Annotated in this window: 16 protein-coding genes; 12 read left to right on the top strand and 4 right to left on the bottom strand. The window is 43.3% G+C overall.

Annotation, left to right across the window (positions count from 1 at the left end; genetic code table 11):
- Positions 1 to 64: 64 nt before the first annotated feature.
- Both QVD32_RS09420 and QVD32_RS09415 read right to left on the bottom strand, forming a co-directional pair.
- Positions 65 to 1,228 carry a hypothetical protein gene (locus QVD32_RS09420; protein ID WP_118686925.1) on the bottom strand — a complete coding sequence of 388 codons (1,164 nt, stop codon included), beginning with the start codon at positions 1,226 to 1,228 and terminating at the stop codon, positions 65 to 67.
- Positions 1,229 to 1,272: 44 nt separating this feature from the next.
- The gene (locus tag QVD32_RS09415) at positions 1,273 to 2,439 is read right to left on the bottom strand and encodes a hypothetical protein (RefSeq protein ID WP_118686924.1); all 1,167 of its coding nucleotides are present in this window, start codon (positions 2,437 to 2,439) and stop codon (positions 1,273 to 1,275) included.
- A gap of 168 nt (positions 2,440 to 2,607) precedes the next feature.
- Between QVD32_RS09415 and QVD32_RS09410 the strand changes: the two genes are divergently transcribed.
- From QVD32_RS09410 to QVD32_RS09355, 12 genes are all read left to right on the top strand, one after another.
- Entirely contained in the window at positions 2,608 to 4,752 is a 2,145-nt protein-coding gene (locus QVD32_RS09410; protein WP_008862600.1) for a leucine-rich repeat protein, read from the top strand.
- Positions 4,753 to 5,123: 371 nt separating this feature from the next.
- Positions 5,124 to 6,638, top strand: a complete 1,515-nt coding sequence (gene gpmI, locus QVD32_RS09405) for a 2,3-bisphosphoglycerate-independent phosphoglycerate mutase (protein ID WP_046415658.1) — start codon at positions 5,124 to 5,126, stop codon at positions 6,636 to 6,638.
- A gap of 97 nt (positions 6,639 to 6,735) precedes the next feature.
- The gene (locus QVD32_RS09400) at positions 6,736 to 7,317 is read left to right on the top strand and encodes a DUF3109 family protein (protein WP_118687103.1); all 582 of its coding nucleotides are present in this window, start codon (positions 6,736 to 6,738) and stop codon (positions 7,315 to 7,317) included.
- Positions 7,307 to 8,647 (top strand): MATE family efflux transporter, encoded by a 1,341-nt coding sequence (locus QVD32_RS09395; RefSeq protein ID WP_021891143.1) that lies wholly within the window; start codon positions 7,307 to 7,309, stop codon positions 8,645 to 8,647. Before QVD32_RS09400 ends, QVD32_RS09395 begins: the two co-directional genes overlap by 11 nt.
- A 204-nt stretch (positions 8,648 to 8,851) precedes the next feature.
- A complete protein-coding gene (locus tag QVD32_RS09390; RefSeq protein WP_195242015.1) occupies positions 8,852 to 9,742 on the top strand; it encodes a DUF5106 domain-containing protein in 891 nt (296 codons plus the stop codon).
- Positions 9,743 to 9,931: 189 nt separating this feature from the next.
- Positions 9,932 to 10,393, top strand: a complete 462-nt coding sequence (locus QVD32_RS09385; protein WP_118686921.1) for a DoxX family protein — start codon at positions 9,932 to 9,934, stop codon at positions 10,391 to 10,393.
- 46 nt (positions 10,394 to 10,439) lie between these two features.
- The gene (gene mnmA / locus QVD32_RS09380) at positions 10,440 to 11,501 is read left to right on the top strand and encodes a tRNA 2-thiouridine(34) synthase MnmA (protein ID WP_118686920.1); all 1,062 of its coding nucleotides are present in this window, start codon (positions 10,440 to 10,442) and stop codon (positions 11,499 to 11,501) included.
- Positions 11,502 to 11,759: 258 nt separating this feature from the next.
- A complete protein-coding gene (locus tag QVD32_RS09375) occupies positions 11,760 to 12,344 on the top strand; it encodes a bifunctional nuclease family protein (protein WP_021891139.1) in 585 nt (194 codons plus the stop codon).
- Between the two features lie 159 nt (positions 12,345 to 12,503).
- Positions 12,504 to 13,766, top strand: coding sequence for a nucleoside permease (locus tag QVD32_RS09370; RefSeq protein ID WP_040296173.1), 1,263 nt, complete (start codon positions 12,504 to 12,506; stop codon positions 13,764 to 13,766).
- Positions 13,767 to 13,783: 17 nt separating this feature from the next.
- A complete protein-coding gene (locus QVD32_RS09365; protein ID WP_021891138.1) occupies positions 13,784 to 14,497 on the top strand; it encodes a 16S rRNA (uracil(1498)-N(3))-methyltransferase in 714 nt (237 codons plus the stop codon).
- On the top strand, positions 14,497 to 15,324 hold the full coding sequence (kdsA, locus tag QVD32_RS09360; protein WP_008862590.1) for a 3-deoxy-8-phosphooctulonate synthase: 828 nt from the start codon (positions 14,497 to 14,499) through the stop codon (positions 15,322 to 15,324). The genes QVD32_RS09365 and kdsA overlap by 1 nt, the downstream gene beginning before the upstream one ends.
- Before the next feature lie 20 nt (positions 15,325 to 15,344).
- Positions 15,345 to 16,943 carry a tetratricopeptide repeat protein gene (locus QVD32_RS09355; RefSeq protein ID WP_008862589.1) on the top strand — a complete coding sequence of 533 codons (1,599 nt, stop codon included), beginning with the start codon at positions 15,345 to 15,347 and terminating at the stop codon, positions 16,941 to 16,943.
- Between the two features lie 320 nt (positions 16,944 to 17,263).
- Here the strand turns inward: QVD32_RS09355 and QVD32_RS09350 are convergent, their stop codons facing one another.
- Complete coding sequence (locus QVD32_RS09350; protein ID WP_021891137.1) at positions 17,264 to 17,725, bottom strand: hypothetical protein; 462 nt, start codon at positions 17,723 to 17,725, stop codon at positions 17,264 to 17,266.
- Between the two features lie 639 nt (positions 17,726 to 18,364).
- A complete protein-coding gene (locus QVD32_RS09345; protein ID WP_008862587.1) occupies positions 18,365 to 19,294 on the bottom strand; it encodes a M23 family metallopeptidase in 930 nt (309 codons plus the stop codon).
- Between the last annotated feature and the right edge of the window lie 253 nt (positions 19,295 to 19,547).

Raw genomic sequence — 19,547 nt, 5'->3', positions numbered from 1 at the left:
GCACCGAATATTCGGTGCGGTTTTTATGTTTTAAAACAGCTTCTAAGTAGAGCTCATCTATTTTTTATCGGGCTTGCCAGCCGTTTGCCGTGTATATCCACATGGCATTGTTCGATGCCGTACCTGTGTTGTAAACAATGTCACCCACAGTCCACTCGCCAACGGTAGGACAAGCGGTTCCTTTGCAGACAACGTTGTCACCGACAAAGTGGATAGATTGGATCATGGTGTTGACTGTCAACGGGGCGATCGATGTTTCCTGCTTCCATTTGAAGCCGCATACCGACAGGCCATTGTCATATAGGAAGCGGGTTCCGCAAACGGGAATTTCAATACTGTGGTAAGCTGTATTCCCGCTCGTACGGGCTCGCATGAGTCGAATGACTACTTGGTTGCCATTTCCGTCGCTGGGACCGTCATAAGAATTAGCCCCTATATTCAACAAGAGACCTTGTGGTTTTCCCATGTTGGGATTAGAACCAATTTCTCCTAAATTGAAATTACCTAAGGTTAAAGTCGAACTGCCGATTAGTCGTTTTTTGTCCCAAATAGTCTGCATGCGGTAATAGTATGCGCCTTTTTCGAGGAACCATACGATATTGTTGTTGGCCATAGCCGCCCCTCGGAAAAACTGCGTGTTGTTCACCACATGGTTGTGTACGATATGGAAGTTGGGCTTGATAAGTGAGCTCCCGGATAAGAGATAACTCAAATCGTTGAACTCGGTAAACGGAATCAATTCAGGCTCAGGTTTTCCAATAGTCCAAATCTCTTTAAGAATGGCCAGTCCACACCCGTGCATGCTTCCTCCGGCATTTCTGGGAGTACGGTAGCGATAGGTGTTTTGTATCGACAAGGATAGATACCCGTCGGTTTGGATATCGTAAGGGTTGATATTTCCGATATAAAGGCTGGAACTTTCATCTTCATGGTCTAAGAAAACCAAAGAGTTGTTTTGCAGGGCTATTGTAGACGATTGCACATTGATCGAGCCTCGGGCATAATCATCTCGAATAAGGAATGTCGGTTTCTTCCCTTTATGGAAATAGTTGCCGGAGAAATCGATTTGAGAATTGGATATTTTTACTTGAATGCCATCTTCACAGTGGTTGGCAGAAAAAGAAATGCCTTTACAGTTATAAAATGCGATATTGTCGTTGATAATATTGCAACTGATTTGCGCTCCGTTGGAGCTTCTTAATTTTAATCCTCCGGTAATTTCGCCCATACCTAAATGGTTGTGGTGGAAATATAGATTATCTCCTAATCCGCTTAAATCGAAGGCATAATACTCTTTTTATCTATAACAAATCGTTTTATTGTTTCCTCGGGTTCTTCTACCGAGGTTTCGAAGACAAAGTCCTTGAATATGCAGCCCGTGGGTGCATTGAACTGGCAGTTGATAATGGTCTTTCCGTCGCAATACATATCGTCGGGTGTGGCTACGGCTTGCACGAATTGACTCCAACTGACATTCTCAATTTTCATGCCGCCTATCGCATAAATACCCCGTATACTGGGTGTCGCTGTCCAAAAGTTTATAAACTGGATATCTCGTATCGTAGTGAATGCAGGAGGAAACTCCTGTTCCCATGCCTCATTATGATTCTCGTTCGGGTGAATGTTGGGGTTGATGACAACAGCAAAATTGTTGTCGAACGAAGTGATAGGCGTCCCGTCACTATCGACTGTGAGCGGATAGTTGGTGTTTAAGGGGCGAATAACAGTCCCTAATTTATAATAAGACGAAAGATCGTCGGGAGTAGTGTCTCCTCCTAATGGATAATCACCGATAGGCAACTGTATGTTACTTCTGTTAAGACGATAGTCGGCCAATTCTCCTCGAAGTACAATACCATAAGGAACTTTCAAAGTTTTACAAATGGCGTACTCTCCTTTGGGCAGAAATACTTCTCCGGCATGTTTCAGCTTCATGGCCTTGTTGATGGCATCGGAGGAGTCTACTTTCCATGCTTTTAAGTTTTTTAAGGCCGTATCGCGAGCTTTTTCAATCTTGTCTTTTTCAGCTTCGGGGGCGAGAGGGTTCTCTTCGGTAGATTTGGCTGCTTCGCAGGCAACGCGCAGATGCCAAAATTCATTGTTGGAAATATCGTTTCTTGCCCCGAACCATTGAGGATAGGCGCGATCCATTACCCAAATGCCGTCGACTGTGATGTCTTCGCCAAAAATTTGGGTGATAGGGGCTATCAACCGAGTATTGTCGCCGGTGAGTGTGCCTGTCCCTGAGATTTTTCCTCCGGCAAAAATCAACGTTGTGTTGTGGGCTAAGGTGATATGCCTATTGATAACGACGTCTGAATCTTTGTCTGTTTTTGTAGTAGTCGGGACTACTACATAAGTTTTCCCTTCGACTGTTCCTTTAACCGGATCGAACTTTTCGTAATTTTCGATATCCGCTAAAATTTCATTTGCTGTCATAATTAAAAAATTTAATGATTAATACACGGCAAAAGTAGAATCGGGAAGAAGTGATTTTATGGCATGATGATATAATATAAAATATTTTTGAAAAAAGTGGCTGCCGATTATTGTGAAAAACAGATTTTTTCTTACTTTTACAAAACACAAAATATAAGGAGGTTTACTATGAAAAAAGTAGTGGTGTTGTTGATTTTGTCCATGTTGTACATGTCACCTTCGTTTGGATATCCACCAGAATATCCTTATTATCAATCTGATAATATAATGTATTATGTTTTTGAAAGTGAAAAAACAGCAAACGTTGTGACTCTTTATATGGAATTTAGAGTGGGTTGGCAACCGTTTGTTTATAGAGGTGCTGTAACGATCCCTGAAACTATAACTTATAATAGGCAAGTTTTTAGAGTTACAAGTTTTTCATCGAGTTATCCGGATTATTATTCCTGTGTGAGTAAGATAACGTCTCTGGAATTGCCGAATACACTCAGCTCTTTGGGTAGTTTGGCTTACAGTCGAATTAAATCAATTGATTTACCGGAAGCCTTATTAGGAATAAGTGATTATGGATTTTATGGGTGTTATTCGTTGCGAGATCTTGTTATTCCCGATAAGGTAAAGACAATAGGCAATTATGCGTTTGCTAACTGTATTGGACTGACTCATGTGCATTTGGGAAAATCGGTAGAAACGATAGGGGAGAATGTATTTTTGAACTCCGATTCTTTGACCTCGATTACTGTTGACGAAGAGAATCCCTATTTTATGGTTGAGGATGGCGTGCTGTATAGTAAGGATAAGAGAGAATTGTTGTATTGCCCTAAAAATTTTTCGGGGATTTATCGAGTAGCCGAAGAGGTGAAACGGATAGGTAAATCGGCTTTTAGAAATTGTAACCAATTAACTGAGATTGTATTGCCCGAGGGTTTGGAAGTAATAGGTGACACGGCCTTTTATGGTTGCACTCAGTTGAAGCAGATTTCTCTTCCAAAGAGCGTTTCGCAAATAGGAGCTTATGCATATAAGGGTTGTCCTTTGCAGGGTACCCTCGATTTGATGAATATTAAGGATATTGGAGAAGGTGCTTTCGAGGGTTGTACCGGTTTAACAAGTGTCGTTTTGCCAGAAAATTTATTGCGGATAGAGGCTTCTCTCTTTCAAGGTTGTACAGGATTGACAGTAGTAAACATACCTCAGTGTGTAACAACCATAGGCACATCTGCCTTTGCTTCTTGTAGTCGTTTGCAATCTGTTTCCATTCCCGATGAGGTAGAACGTATAGAAGACTATGCTTTTAAGGGGTGTAGCAATATGAAGTACCTTGCGATAGGTAATTCAGTTAAAAAAATAGGTGTTGAGGCTTTTGGGGAGTGTAGACGGTTAAAGTCTTTGTCTATACCCGCTTCGGTAGATTCTATTCTTTCGTCGTTTGTGGACTGTGACTCTGTTTCATCATTGGAACTAAAAGATGGGAATCGGCCTATTTTGATTGAAGGCAAGTGTTTCAATGGTGGCAATATGATGATTGATACACTATATATAGGGCGGAAGATTAGTGGTGCGCCGCAGTTTAATGAGTGTGCCTATTTGTCGACGTTGACAGTTGGTAGTATGATATTGACCATGCAAGATGTTTCGGGTTGTAAAAATTTGTCAAAGGTTATTTGCTTGGGCGCTACTCCCCCGGAAGCGACGATGACTACATTTTCAACAGTTACTCTCGATGGCACTCTGGTGGTGCCGGCATCGGCCGAGGAGGTTTATCGTCGTACGGCTCCGTGGCGTTTTTTCTATACGATAGAGACTTTCCCTGATGTGGCTCCTACAAAGTTAATACTCGATATAGAGAGTTACCAGATAACCCGTGAAGATGAAGCCTTGTCTCTGTTGGCTACGGTCTATCCCGAGCATGCTACTTTTTCGGGCCTTCGTTGGACAAGCAGTAACGAGATGGTAGCCACGGTTTCTGAAACCGGGATTGTTCATTCAAACAAAGAGGGCGAGGCCGATATTACCGTATCGTTGAACGATGGGGCACTGACGGCTACTTGCCATGTGTCGGTGCACTATGTCGATGCCGTGGAGGAGCATGAAGCAGACCAAGTGTCGATTTATCCCAATCCCGTAGACGATATGTTGCATATCGAGGGGGTAACCACGGGAACATCTATTACCTTGTACGATATGACCGGTCGGTTGGTGCTTTCGGACAGGGCCTACGGTGGGGCTATGACTTTCGACATGTCGGCTCTCAAACGAGGTGTGTACTTGTGTCGTATCCAGAACAGGACGTATAAAATCGTAAAGCGGTAAATGCACGATAGGAAAAATCCTCGGGGGGTGTAAAGCAACCTTCGGGGATTTTTGTTTTTGGGGCAGAAGTTAAAAAGATTGTTGAAATAAATTGAATATAATATTCCTCTCGGTATAATCAAGTAAATTTGTTTCTGCTCTTGGTTTTTCGTATCTTTGTCACTACGAAGATAGGATACGGTTCGGCATAGCCAAGTCGGAAATGAGATTTCCGTTTGTCTCTGTGCTCACCTTTCGCTATCTTTGTCCCGCAATTTGGGGATACCCGGGGGAAGCAAAGATGTCGGGGTAGAGAGTTTCTCTTCGGAAAGTTCGGCATTGTTTTTGTTGGTTGATATATGAAATTAGATAACTCTAAATAGATATAGAAGATGAGTAAAAAAGCACTATTGATGATTCTCGACGGCTGGGGCATCGGTAATCATTCGCACGCAGATGTGATTTATAATACCCCCACTCCTTATTGGGACTATTTGTTGAAAACCTATCCTCATTCGCAGTTGCAAGCAAGTGGCGAGAATGTGGGTTTGCCCGATGGCCAGATGGGAAATTCCGAAGTAGGTCACCTCAATATCGGTGCAGGACGTATCGTCTATCAAGATTTGGTGAAGATCAACAAAGCCTGTGCCGACAATTCCATTTTACAGAACAAAGAAATTGTCTCTGCGTTCTCTTATGCGCGCGACAACGGTAAGAATATCCACTTTATGGGGCTGACCTCTAATGGAGGGGTGCACAGTTCGCTGGATCATTTGTTCAAGTTGTGCGACATCGCCAAAGAATATGGTTTGGAAAATACGTTTATCCACTGCTTCATGGACGGTCGTGACACCGATCCTCGCAGCGGTAAAGGGTTTATCGAGGAGTTGGAGGCTCATTGCGCTAAATCGGCCGGAAAGATAGCCTCTATTATCGGACGATATTATGCGATGGACCGCGACAAACGCTGGGAGCGGGTGAAAGAAGCCTATGACCTTTTGGTAAACGGAATCGGTCGTAAATCGGATAATATGGTGCAAGCCATGCAGGAATCGTATGATGCCGATGTAACCGACGAATTTATCAAACCTATCGTAAACACGACTTGCGACGGGCGAATCAAGGAGGGCGACGTGGTTATTTTCTTCAATTACCGTAACGATCGCGCCAAAGAGCTGACGATTGTGCTCACGCAGCAAGATATGCCCGAGGCCGGTATGCACACGATTCCCGGTTTGCAATACTATTGCATGACGCCTTACGATGCCTCGTTCAAGGGTGTTCATATTCTTTTCGACAAAGAGAATGTACATAACACGTTGGGCGAGTATTTGTCGAAATCGCATAAAACCCAGTTGCACATCGCCGAAACCGAGAAATACGCCCATGTTACTTTCTTCTTTAACGGCGGTCGCGAAACTCCGTTCGAGGGAGAGGATCGTATTTTGGTTCCGTCTCCCAAAGTAGCTACTTATGACTTGAAACCCGAGATGAGTGCCTATGAAGTGAAAGATAAATTGGTAGCCGCCATCGGCGAAAATAAATACGACTTCATTGTCGTGAACTATGCCAACGGCGATATGGTGGGACATACAGGTGTCTATTCGGCTATCGAAAAAGCTGTCGTGGCTATCGATGCTTGTGTGCGCGATACCGTCGAGGCTGCTAAGGCCAACGGTTACGAAGTGATTATCATAGCCGATCACGGTAATGCCGACAATGCCGAGAATGCTGATGGAACACCCAATACGGCTCACTCATTGAATCCCGTGCCTTTCGTTTATGTGACGGAGAATAAGAACGCACGGGTCGAAGATGGTATTTTGGCCGATGTCGCTCCCTCGATTTGCCACATTATGGGATTGCCTCAGCCGGCCGAAATGACAGGACATGATTTGTTGAAATAACAACGATCGACGATGATGATATGCCGGAACGTATGCTTTGCGTTCCGGCTTTTCTTCCTCATAAAGATAGATGAAAACGATAGAATCCGAAGAAATTATGCTGCAAGTAGGTAGTGCGCTGGTGAGCCTCGATGTCATAGAACGCTTTTTTGTCTGTGATCTCGAAAAATGTTTGGGGGCATGTTGCATCGAGGGAGATGCCGGCGCTCCGGTCTCCGAAGAAGAATGTCGTAAATTGAAAGAAATTCTTCCGGTTATCTGGGACGATTTGTTACCCGAAGCGAAGTCCGTTATCGAACGGCAAGGAGTTGCCTATGTCGATGAAGAGGGCGATTTGGTGACATCTATCGTGAATGGTAAGGATTGTGTTTTTACCTGTTACGGTAAAAACGGAATGTGCCAATGTGCCGTAGAGAAAGCGTTTCGAGAGGGGAAAATCGATTTTTACAAGCCTGTTTCCTGTCATCTGTATCCTGTGCGTTTGAAAGAATACAAAGACTTTGCGGCGGTAAATTATCACCGTTGGAAAATTTGCAAGGCAGCCGAAGTATTGGGACGCCGGGAAAAAGTGAGGGTTTACGAATTTTTGAAAGAACCGTTGATTCGCAGGTTTGGAGAAAAGTGGTATAACGATCTTTGTGAAGCCGCCGAGGCTTATTTGAAAGAGTATGGGGAATAATCCGGTAAAATTCAGCTATAAACAGATTTGGTTCATTGCCTATCCGATTCTTATCAGTCTCGTTATGGAGCAACTCATCGGCATGACCGATACCGCCTTTATGGGGCGTGTCGGTGAAGTCGAATTGGGAGCTTCGGCCATTGCCGGAGTCTATTACATGACATTTTATATGATTGCTTTCGGGTTTAGCTTGGGAGCGCAAATCATTATGGGGCGGAGAAACGGAGAAGGAAATTATGCGAAGATAGGCCCGATATTTTATAAGGGAACCTATTTTTTGCTGGGAGTAGCGTTGGTGCTGTTTGTCTCATCTCATTTCGTTTCGCCTTTGATTCTCGAACGATTTATCGATTCGCCTCATGTTCATGAAGCTGCCGTAAGTTATATTCGCTGGCGGGTATATGGATTTTTCTTTTCATTCGTAGCCGTGATGTTCCGCGCCTTTTTCGTGGGAACAACCCAAACAAAGACTCTGACACTCAATTCGATTGTCATGGTATTGTCGAATGTCGTGTTTAATTACATTCTGGTTTTCGGGAAATTGGGATTTCCGGCTATGGGAATTGCAGGAGCCGCCATCGGTTCTTCTTTGGCCGAGTTGGTATCGGTAATTTTCTTTGTCGTTTACACCCGTGTACGAGTCGATGTCAAAAAATATGGATTAAATCGTTTCGGTCTGCGGAATGGAGAACCTTTGGGAAATATTTTGAATATTTCTGTATGGACGATGGTTCAAAATTTTATATCCATGTCTACATGGTTCCTGTTTTTTATCGCCGTGGAACATCTGGGCGAGCGATCGTTGGCCATAACGAATATTATTCGTAACGTATCGGCCCTGCCTTTTATGATTGTCATTACGTTCTCTTCGACATGTAGTACGCTCATCAGTAATTTGATAGGAGCTGGAAATACTCGCTATGTACGGGGCACGTTGAATCAGTGTATCCGTATGGCATATTTGTTTGTGCTTCCGATTATATTGTTCTTTATCCTTTGTCCCAATTGGATTTTGCGCATTTACACCGATATGCCCGATCTTATTTCGGCATCGCTTCCGTCTTTGTTTGTCCTTTGTTCCGCCTATATTTTTATAGTCCCGGGGAATGTCTATTTTCAGTCGGTTTCGGGGACAGGCAATACTCGTGCTGCGTTTATTTTGGAACTGATGGCGCTGGTGCTCTATGTCGTCTATGTGGCGATTATGATATTTTATCTGAGGGTCGATGTTGCTATTTGCTGGACGACAGAACATATCTATGCCATTGGAATCCTTTTATTTTCGGCGGCTTATATGAAATGGGGGAAGTGGGAAAATAAAAAAATCTAAAAAAATAATCGGGCTGTTGTTTTGTATAGAAAATATTTAATATTTTATATTTAGTACGAATGAACTAAATATAAAAGTCAAATGGGTTGCTGTTTACGATAATTTGTGTATATTTGCAACTGATGCAAAAACGGATTATACATCGATATAGTCAAGGGTGTTTGCTCCTACTCTTACTCTTGGGTTAGTTATATGGGAAATTTTATGGTAAGAAAAATTCTGTTGTGTATATTCGCATGTACCTTTGTAATGTCGGAGGCACAAGAAGAGTCTGTCCGTCCATATCAGTTGCCCGATATTCCCGATAGTTTGGTGACGCCCGATGTTAGAAGCGAATACTTAATTGCCCATTATTGGGATAATTTTGATATTGAAAACCGCGCATATTTGGATGCGAGGGAAATTCCGGAACAGGCTTTCGTCGATTTTACCTCTATTATGCGTATCGCTTCACGAGAGAGTACATTGAAATCTATTGATATTTTATTGAAGCGGGCTTCGAGCGATGAAGATATATTGTTGATGTATGCCGATATAGCCGATAAATATCTATATAGTGGAGAAGGGCATTTAGTTAGCGAGGAAGCCTATTTGCCGTTTGTAAAAGCGGTGCTCGATTCGAAAAAAGTGGATAAGTTACGTAAGTTGCGTTATTCCTATCAATATGATGTTTTGACTAAAAACCAATTGGGAATGGAATTAACCGACTTTGAATATAAATTACCGGGAAAAGAAAAGAAGTTCCGTGTTAAGAAATTAAAAGCGCCTTTTGTCCTGCTATATATTAACGATCCCGAATGCGATGATTGCTCGTTGACTACTTTGAGGTTGAGTGTTTCGCAGTCTTTATTGAAAGAAGTAAGAGAAGGGCGACTCGTTATTTTGTCGGTTTATCCTGATGGAGAGACGGACGAATGGTTGGGCAGTGTTGAGAAATATCCCAAAGAGTGGGTGGTGGCTTCTATGGAAAATGGAGACCGTTATTTCGATTTGAGGATTATGCCTGCTTTGTATTTGGTGGATAAAGATAAGAAGATAATATTACGCAATACTTCGCTGGAAGAAGTAGAAAAGATATTGAAGGAAAATAAGTAAAAAGACTTTGTGGTTTTGATTCTGTGTAAACGATGTGAATCGTCCATTTGAGATCCCCTCTGTGCGTGAGCATAGGTTTTTTTGACCCAATAACACCTGAAAAAGGAAGAATCGACCACAAAGTCTTTTCTATTTAATCTATTTGAGCAATTCGGTTGTTATTTAAATATTGAATTAACAAAATTGAATATGAAGAATTTCGCTAAAACGGTCTCCCGCTTTTTGTTGTGTGAACGATTGTCCGATTGGGCAAAACTAGGGTTACGGGTGTTTATCGGTTTCATGATGCTGACTCACGGCATCGCCAAAATAGAACAGTTCGATACTTTGAAATCTACGTTTCCTGCAACTATGGGAATGAGTAGTGAGCTGTCGTTAATCCTTATCATATTGGTAGAGGTTGGTTGTTCCTCGTTGGTGCTGTTGGGATTTATGACAAGGTTGGCGGTTTTACCGTTGATGTTTTCTATGATTATTGCAGCTTTTTTTACCTTTTCTCCGATTAGCCTGTCGACGGCAGAATTACCGTTGCTTTATTTGGGAATTTATACTTTTATACTGCTTGCGGGTCCTGGACGATATTCTGCGGATGCCTTCTTCGTGAAGACTTTTCATTTAGAAACCTCGTCAGAAAGCATGGAAGAAGTTTAATTTTGAAAGACAGGTATCACCGGAACCGGAATTAGAGAACGAATAGATGAACGTAGCCGTATTATTATCTGGGGGAGTGGATAGTGCCGTTGTTGTACATCGGCTGAAAGAGCAAGGGATAGCCCCGACTTTATTTTACATTCGCATAGGAATGGACAATGACGAAGGCGACTGTTCGGCCGAGGAGGATATAGAAATGTGTACTTATATTGCGCGTAAGTACGGACTTCCGTTTGAAGTCGTATCTCTCCATAGGGAATATTGGGACCATGTCATGGAATATGCTTTGCGAACGGTGAAACTCGGATTAACCCCTAATCCCGATATGATGTGTAACAAAATGATCAAATTCGGTTTCTTTGAGGAACGTTGGGGGCATGCGTTCGATAAAACGGCTACCGGCCATTATGCTACGACGACCGAGAGGAATGGTAAAATTTATCTCTCCACGGCAAGAGATAAAAAGAAAGATCAGACCGATTTTCTGGCACAGATAGACTCTGTTCAGGTCTCCCATTTGCTATTTCCTATCGGCGATTTATTGAAACAGGAGGTTCGGGAGATGGCTGTTTCGGCTAAGCTCCCTAATGCTTCCAGACGTGACAGTCAAGGTATTTGCTTTTTGGGGAATATCGACTACAATGCGTTTATCCGTCGACATTTGGGCGAACGACAAGGGGCGATAGTAGAGCTCGAAACCGGTAAGATATTGGGTTCTCACAAGGGATATTGGTTTCATACGATAGGACAACGGAAGGGACTCGGATTAAGTGGTGGTCCGTGGTACGTCGTGGCGAAAGATGTCGATACCAATACGATATTCGTATCGAACGGGTATGGAACGGAGAAACAATATGGAAAGGTTTTAAAGTTGGCGGAGTTCCATTTTATTACAGATGACCCGTGGGGAGAGATGGAATCGCCAGTCGAGATAACTTTTAAGAACAGGCATACCCCCGATTTTACGTCAGGACTCTTAATTAAGGAGGGCAAGTCGTATTCTATCTCTTCGACGGAACCGGTACAGGGTATCGCTCCTGGACAATTTGCTGTCGTGTATGATAAGGAATGCCATATTTGCGTCGGTAGTGGAGTAATTACTTTGTAACGATGCTTCTTGTATTCGGAATAGAATAAATAATAGTTCCCTCTGAGCCTGAACAAAAGAGGAGGAGATCTTTGCCAAACCGAGAGATAAGATACGATTCGGTATGAAAAACAAGCGTATTTGTTTTATTCTACACACACCTTTCATTATATTTGTAGAATATAGGATACGGTTCGACAGAGTCAAGTCGGAAATGTGATTTCTGTTTGTCTTTGCACTCGCCTTTCGCTATATTTGTATGATTAAAAATGTGGTGACGTGGATACTCGTATAAAATTAAAGGTGTTGGGGTTGACTTACAGTCAAGTACAAAAAGGTGCGTATGCTTTGGTGCTTGCCGAAGAAAATGGGCCTCGTCGTATTCCTGTCGTGATAGGAGTGTCCGAGGCTCAGTCTATAGCTATATCTTTGGAAGGTATTGTTCCGCCTCGTCCGATTACTCATGATCTTTTTGTGAGTTTCTCTCACGGTTTCGGCATTCGTTTGAAAGAGGTTTGTATTTATAAATTTGAGAATGGAGTTTTTTCCTCGGAAATGCTTTTTGACGATGGTACGCGTGAGATTCGTATCGATGCCCGTACTTCCGATGCAATAGCCATAGCTTTGCGTACACGGTCCGACATATATGTCATGCAAGATATTATAGACGAGGCAGGATTTGTTTATGAAGAAAATGAAGGTAAAGAAGTCGTAGAGACAGAAGAACTCCCCGAAGAAAAGAGTTTGTCGAATTGTTCCCGTAAGGAACTTAAAGAACGCTTGGAAAAGGCTATTGCTTCCGAGGCTTATGAAGAAGCCGCTCGTATTCAAGATGAGCTGAATAAAAGAGATAATAACTTGTAAGAACACCGATATTTTTTTAGATTTGCATGAAATAAGCCGCATGTCGGTAAGATGCTCGGACAAGTGAGGTATTCCAGTGCTCGATCGGCTTTATTTTTGACAGATAATCTAAACCATGTCCTGTAAAAAAGGAAATTATTACAACACAAACGCAAGAATATGGAAAGTGTAAAAATTCGACTGATAGTCATGAATTTTCTCCAATTTTTTATCTGGGGATCGTGGCTCTGTACATTGGGATTATATATGACGACACCCGTTGAAGACGGGGGCTTGGCTTTCGACGGTGCACTCGTGGGCAGTGTGTTTGCTCTATCGGGTATAGCTTCTCTTATTATGCCTGCGCTTATAGGTGTGGTTTCCGATAAGTGGGTGAATGCCGAACGGCTGATGGGAGTTCTGCATTGGGTCGGAGCTATTTCTCTTTTTTGTGCGGCGTTCGTTACCGATTATGATTTGTTCAAAATAGCGATGTTGGTCAATATGCTGGCCTATATGCCCACTCTGTCATTGTCATATACCGTTGCATATAATGCTATCGATAAAGCCGGATTGGACCGCATTAAGGACTATCCTCCCGTGAGAGTTTGGGGAACGATAGGGTTTATCGTCGCTATGTGGATAGATAACCTCACCGGGTTCAGTTCCAATAATGGGCAGTTGATTATGGCTGCGTGTGCCTCTGCCGCAATGGGACTTTATTGCTTCACTTTACCGGCTTGTCCTCCGGCTAAGGCGATGAAGAATAATGGGCTCATGTCTGTGTTGGGATTGGATGCTTTGGTTTTGTTTAAGAATTACCGTACAGCCGTATTCTTGCTTTTCTCTTTTTTGTTGGGGGCAGCCCTTCAAGTGACCAATATGTATGGCGTCCCCTTTCTCGATAGTTTCAAGGCGACTCACCCCGAGGCTTGGGCTGTGAAATATTCGGTCATACTCTCTTCTCTTTCTCAGGTATCGGAAACTCTTTTTATTCTGGCGATACCGTTTTTTATGAGCCGGTACGGTATTAAGAGAGTGATGATCATCAGTTTCATGGCATGGGTATTGCGTTTTGGATTCTTCGCAATCGGTGGTCCCGAGGGCTTCCCGGTCGTATTCTTGGTATTATCGATGATCGTATATGGTATGGCCTTCGATTTCTTCAATGTGTCGGGTTCTCTTTTCATTGCCGATGAGGCTCCCGCTTCCATAAAAGCCAGTGCTCAGGGTATCTTCATGATGATGACGAATGGACTGGGTTCTATCGTGGGCGGTTACGGAGCTGGGTTGGTTATCGCTTATCATAGCGAGAATGGCGTGGTGACCGACTGGCCGGCATGTTGGACTATCTTTGCGGCTTATGCTTGTGTAATCGGCATTTTGTTTGCATTGACGTTCCACTATAAACATCAAGCCAAAGTCAAGGCAGAGAAAGTTTAATCTTTTAACGAGGTCTTATGCAGATATTTTATGCTCCCGATATTGAAAGTGTGCATGAGCTCCCTGAGGCGGAAAGCCAGCATTGTGTCAGAGTTTTGCGTATGGGCGAAGGTGATGAGATTGGAATTGTCGATGGGGGAGGAAATAAATATCTGGCCGAAATCGTTCTGGCGCATCCGAAGCGTTGTGGCATACGGATATTGAAAAAATCGAAAGTTCCCAATCCGTGGCGGGCACAAGTGCATGTAGCGATTGCGCCGACGAAGAATCTCGATAGAATGGAGTGGTTTGCCGAAAAAGTCACGGAGATAGGCATTGATTCGATTGCTTTGTTGAAATGCCGATTCTCTGAACGGAAAGAGTTAAAACTCGATCGTCTGAACAAAATTCTGATTTCGGCGATGAAGCAATCCTTAAAGGCTGTTTTGCCCCGATTGTCCGAAATGGAAGCCTTTTCGGACTTTGTCGCCCGTCCTTTCGATGGACAGAAATTCATTGCTCATTGCTATGCAGAGGGCGAGCGGAAAGAACTCTCCGAGGTATATCGCCCGGGAGAGAATGCTTTGATTTTGATAGGTCCTGAGGGTGATTTCAGCCCCGAAGAGGTAGAACAGGCTATTGCCTGTGGATTTCAGCCGGTGATGTTGGGGCAGAGCCGGTTGCGTACGGAAACGGCCGGAGTAGTTGCCTGCCATACGATACAAGTGTTGAATCAGTTAAAATCGAAATAATGAAACTCGAAAATCTTAAATATACCGATAGCGGTAATTTCTTTCTGTTGGCAGGTCCTTGTGTCATAGAAGGAGAGTACATGGCGATGGATATTGCGGAAAAGATCGTCGGGATAACAGAATCGTTGCAGATACCCTATATTTTCAAGGGCTCTTATCGCAAGGCCAACCGTTCTCGCCTTGATTCGTTTACCGGGATAGGCGATGAGAAGGCTTTGAAAATATTACGGAAAGTCGCCGATACATACAAAATACCTGTCGTTACCGATATTCATACGGCCGAGGAGGCTAAGATGGCTGCCGAGTATGTCGATGTGTTGCAAATTCCGGCATTTTTGTGCCGCCAGACCGATTTGTTGGTGGCTGCTGCAAAAACAGGGCGAGTGGTGAATATCAAGAAAGGCCAATTCCTGTCGCCCGAGGCCATGAAGTTTGCCGCTCAAAAGGTCGTGGATGCGGGGAATAACGATGTGATGATTACAGAACGGGGAACTTCTTTCGGTTATCAAGATCTGTTGGTCGACTATCGGGGCATTCCGATTATGCAGAAGTTCGGTTTCCCGGTTATTCTCGATGCTACCCATTCGTTGCAAAGGCCCAATCAAGATTCAGGCGTGACCGGAGGAATGCCGGAATTGATAGAGACTATCGCCCGGGCAGGTATCGCTGTGGGTGTCGATGGGTTGTTTATGGAGACTCACCCCGAACCGTGTAAAGCTAAATCGGACGGAGCCAATATGTTGCCGTTGGATCTTTTGGAAGGCTTGCTGACAAGGTTGGTGTGCATTCGGCAGGCTGTAATGTCTTTGGGTAGTAAAGATAAGTAACATATAAAAGCTGTTTGACAATGGTTTCTCGACTCAGGTGTTTTATAGGGGGTATCTTATTTTGTTTTTTCACGTCGTCGTTTGCTCTTCATGCGACGGAAAACGATGATTTGGTGAAAGCCATGATGGAGGTATATGCCGAGGAATTGGCTGCCAATCCACAGGATTACAGAACGTATTATAGCCGGGCTATGGCTTATTTCGGACAGGGGGATATGAAAAAGGCTTTGTCGGATATCGACAATGCGATTAAATATTTTCCTCGAAAAGAGAAGGACGATTTGGCACAGGCTTATTTGTTGAGAGCCAAGATTCTGTCGGAAAGGGGAGAGACCAAGTCTGCTTTGACCGATTTGAACAGTGCTTTACGATTAGTCCCTAACCATCGGTTGGCTCTGAAAGACCGGGGAGATCTGCTGTGCCGGTTGGGACAATACGATATGGCTAAAATCGACTATAACCATTTGTTGCGCATGGATACTCGCAGTCAAAGCGCATTTATGGGATTGGCGCGAGTCGAGGCTCATACCGGTCAGCCTGTGAGAGCGAAAGATTTATTAGCTCAGGCTGTCAATCTCTCGCCCAAAGATCCGAAGATTTATTTGGAGCGCAGCGAGATTTATAAGGAGATGGACATGATGCCCGAAGCAGTCGATGATTTGGTCTATGCCGTCTCGCTCGATGACGGGCATTCGGGAGCGATACAAAAGCTGGTCGCTTATAGTAACGAGTCGTATAACGGCGTTATCGAAGGGTTGAATCGGAATATCGAACGTTCTCCCCGGCAGGGTATGCTTTATTATGTGCGTGCCACCATTTATAAAGACCATTATGATTATGCATCTTCTTTGCGTGATTGGAATACGATCGTGGAGGAGAACTTTTTCAATTTTCATACGGTCTATTATAACCGGGCCTTTTGTCTGTCGAGGTTGACCCGATTCGACGAAGCGAGAGCCGATATAAAAAGAGCGATAGAGAAAGATTCGCAGAATGCCGAATATTATCGATTGTTGTCTGAAATCGAGAGGGGAGACGGCAATCTTGTTGCCGCCGAACAAGCTGTTCGGCAAGCGGCGGTATATGACCCGTCGAATGTGGCGATTTGTCTGGAAAGGGGAATGATAGCCTATGACGAAGGCGACTTCGGGCAGGCGATAAGTTGTTATAACGAGGCTGTCGTCGCAGCTCCCGATGAACCGTATTCTTATTTGGCACGGGCTTATACGCAAGAATATGGTATGGAAAATCGTATAGCTGCTGAGGCGGATTACCGCAAAGTACTTAGCTTGGACGGTACGTCTGCCGCTTATGGCGATAATTTGAAAGGAATCGCATTTGCGAAACTTCATTTGAAAAAACAGGCCGAGGAGTGGGAGCGTTCGCTTTTGGCTTCCGGGTCGGTTCGTAATATCGATTATTTTTATTTAGCTTGTATGTACGCCGGTTTTGATGTCGACAAGTCGATTTCTTATCTCGACAAGGCGTTGCAAAACGGATATGGCGATTATTATCGTATTCATGTCGACCGCTACTCTCCGGTATCGCTATTACCCATCAGACATTTGTCGCAGTACAGCGATTTGCTGTATAAATATCGTGCCTTGTTCGGTAAATAGTTGCAAGTCCGCGCCGTTTTTTTATTTTACGGTTCTGATGCATTGTCTTTATGTTTGAATATTTTCTGTCCCCATGATGTTTTTAGGATTCCTTTCATTATAATGGGTGTCAATATTCCTGCTATTGCTGCCGGTATAACAATATTTGCTATTATCTCGTTTAAATTCATAATGGGTCGAATTGTTCTCTGTGGATTAATTGTATTACAAAGATATTTAAATAAATATGTTTTTAGGACGCCATATTTAAATTTTTTGTTGAGCCCGGTAAAATCGTATAAATCTTTGGATAAGGATTTTTCTTAGAAGCTGTTTTAAATTTATCGGGACGAGTTGTCTTCGATATGTGGCGTATTTTTATGAGCTCGTAGTTTTTGCTGTTCGAGAAAACGGGCATATCCGGCTTTCAGGAAGTCGTCGATGTCGGCAGGCAATTCGTTTTCTTCCGATGGCAGATTGTCGTCAAGAGCCATCATATCGAAGAGTTCCTTTGCGTGTTCGGATAGAGAGATAGAGGCTTCGGGGTGGATATCATCGGCAGTCGTCTCGTCGGCTGTATTTTTCCGTCTTTTCTTTCCGGCTTCTTTCTTCGAGGGCTTATTCTCGAATCGCTTGGCATATCGTTCGAGGGTGTTGATGTAGCCCATCAAAGTTTTTACTTCCGCAGCTTGTGTCAGTACGTCTAACGAGAGCAGCAGTTCGTAATAACGTAATAGGAGTTGATGTCTCAACACCTCTATTCTCAATCGTTGTTCTTTCAGAATCTGTTCTTGTGTTTCCATATGTCTGTTTTTTTCAGGCAAATGTAGAACCGGTATGTCTGTTGTTTATGGCATGATCGAACTTTTTTAGAAAAAAGAGGGAGATATTTATATTTTTGGAGTTATCGGTTCTTTGCACTTTTCTTGCTGCGATGTAGAGGGGCTGCCGAAGGAACGGTAATTTTTGCGCAGAGATTGAAAAGGCTGTCATCGTTTTTGGGGTATAGGATTTTTTGATTGTAGAATTTAACCCCCTCGCCCTGCGGGCACTCCCCCTATATTCCCTTACGGAAACACAGAGGGAGAGGTTTAAAAGTGGTATTTCTTGTTTTGGCATAAGGATAGATTTTATACTTCTCGCTTTGCGGGTACTCTCCCTATCTTATCTGTGATGAGCAGAGGGGGAGGCTGAATTTTATCGAAAATCTATTCAGCTACTTTTTAACCACTCTCCGAAAAGATTGGAATGTGGTTGTAGATAAGAGATTCGTCGCTAAGATTCAAGCCTGCCCCACGAATTTTCTACTGAATCGAAATTTCTGGCAAAGCCCTCGGCAGCCGAGTCGAATGTATTAAAAAAGGCATTAACCCTTCGGTTAATGCCTTTTATAGAAAGAAGCAATTTGTTTTAGTGGAAATGAAATTATTTCTTTTTGTATTTTATTTTATTCGTAAGATTTTGCCTTCGCGCAATACTCCGTTTCGCTTAATCCCGTTGAGCTTGCACAGATGACTGATCGAGACACCGTATTTATTGGCTATCCTTGATAGTGAATCTCCTTTTCTAACTCGATAGGATACGTATTTCGCTCCGTTGTTACTGCCCTTGTATCTGCCGTATCCCAAGCTGCTGGCTAATTCTTTCGGATTGAAAGTATATTGGTCGGTATGAGGCACTTGATTTACAAAGTCGAAAATCTTATTGGGATTGATGTCCATTCCCAAATAGCGCGTTTCGAAGTGCAAATGAGGGCCCGTGGAGCGTCCCGTGTTACCTCCCAAAGCAATGGGTTCTCCCACTTTTACGATTTGATCGGGCTTAACCAAGAATTTGGAGAGATGGCCGTATATGGTTTCGAGGCCGTTGCTGTGACGAATGATTACGTAGTATCCATATCCTCTGCGTTCATATCGTGTTAATCTCACTTTCCCGGAGAAGGCCGCACGTACTGTATCTCCGATATGAAGCGACAAATCCACTCCTCTGTGCATGCGTCTGCGTCGCCAACCGTAGTTCGATGTAATATGACCAATGATGGGCATACAATATTCCGAGACGTCGATAGTAGCGGATTCGGGCAATTTGTCTATTGGGACTTTGTATGGGTTTACCCATGTTTGATCCCAATTTTCTCCATAAATATCAATACCGGGAAACTCCTCTTCCTCTTCTTCGAGCATTTCGAGTAGGGCGATGGAATCGACCAAGTTTATTTCTTTGTGTATGTTTTGTTGCCCTGCGATGAGGTCCTGGTGTTGTTTGGAGTGTAGGTGAGTGGAGAGATTCCTATTGTGCTGGGCATTTAAGTTACCTAGCGAGAATGCAAGCAGGAGAGGTAGAATGTAATGTTTTGTTTTTCCGAAATACATTTTATTTATCTAATTCTGGCATAAGCCGCGTCCTAAAATAAATAGTCGAAGTAGCCTTTTTATTAAGCCCACCAAAGAAAGATGCGTATATTTTTGCACACACTTTTCAAAGATAATGAATTTTGGAGGAATGTGTTCTGGTTGGTTAACAAAATTTAGGTATCCAGTAAGCCGATTTGTTTGTGTTTTTTTGTATAAAACATTGATTTATATGTCTTTATGTGTAAACATGTTTTACAACATAAAATAGTAA

This window comes from Barnesiella sp. (assembly GCF_022723415.1).
GTDB lineage: Bacteria > Bacteroidota > Bacteroidia > Bacteroidales > Barnesiellaceae > Barnesiella > Barnesiella intestinihominis.
Note: the sequence above shows the minus strand (reverse complement) of the source record. Positions and strands in the feature narration are given on the sequence as shown.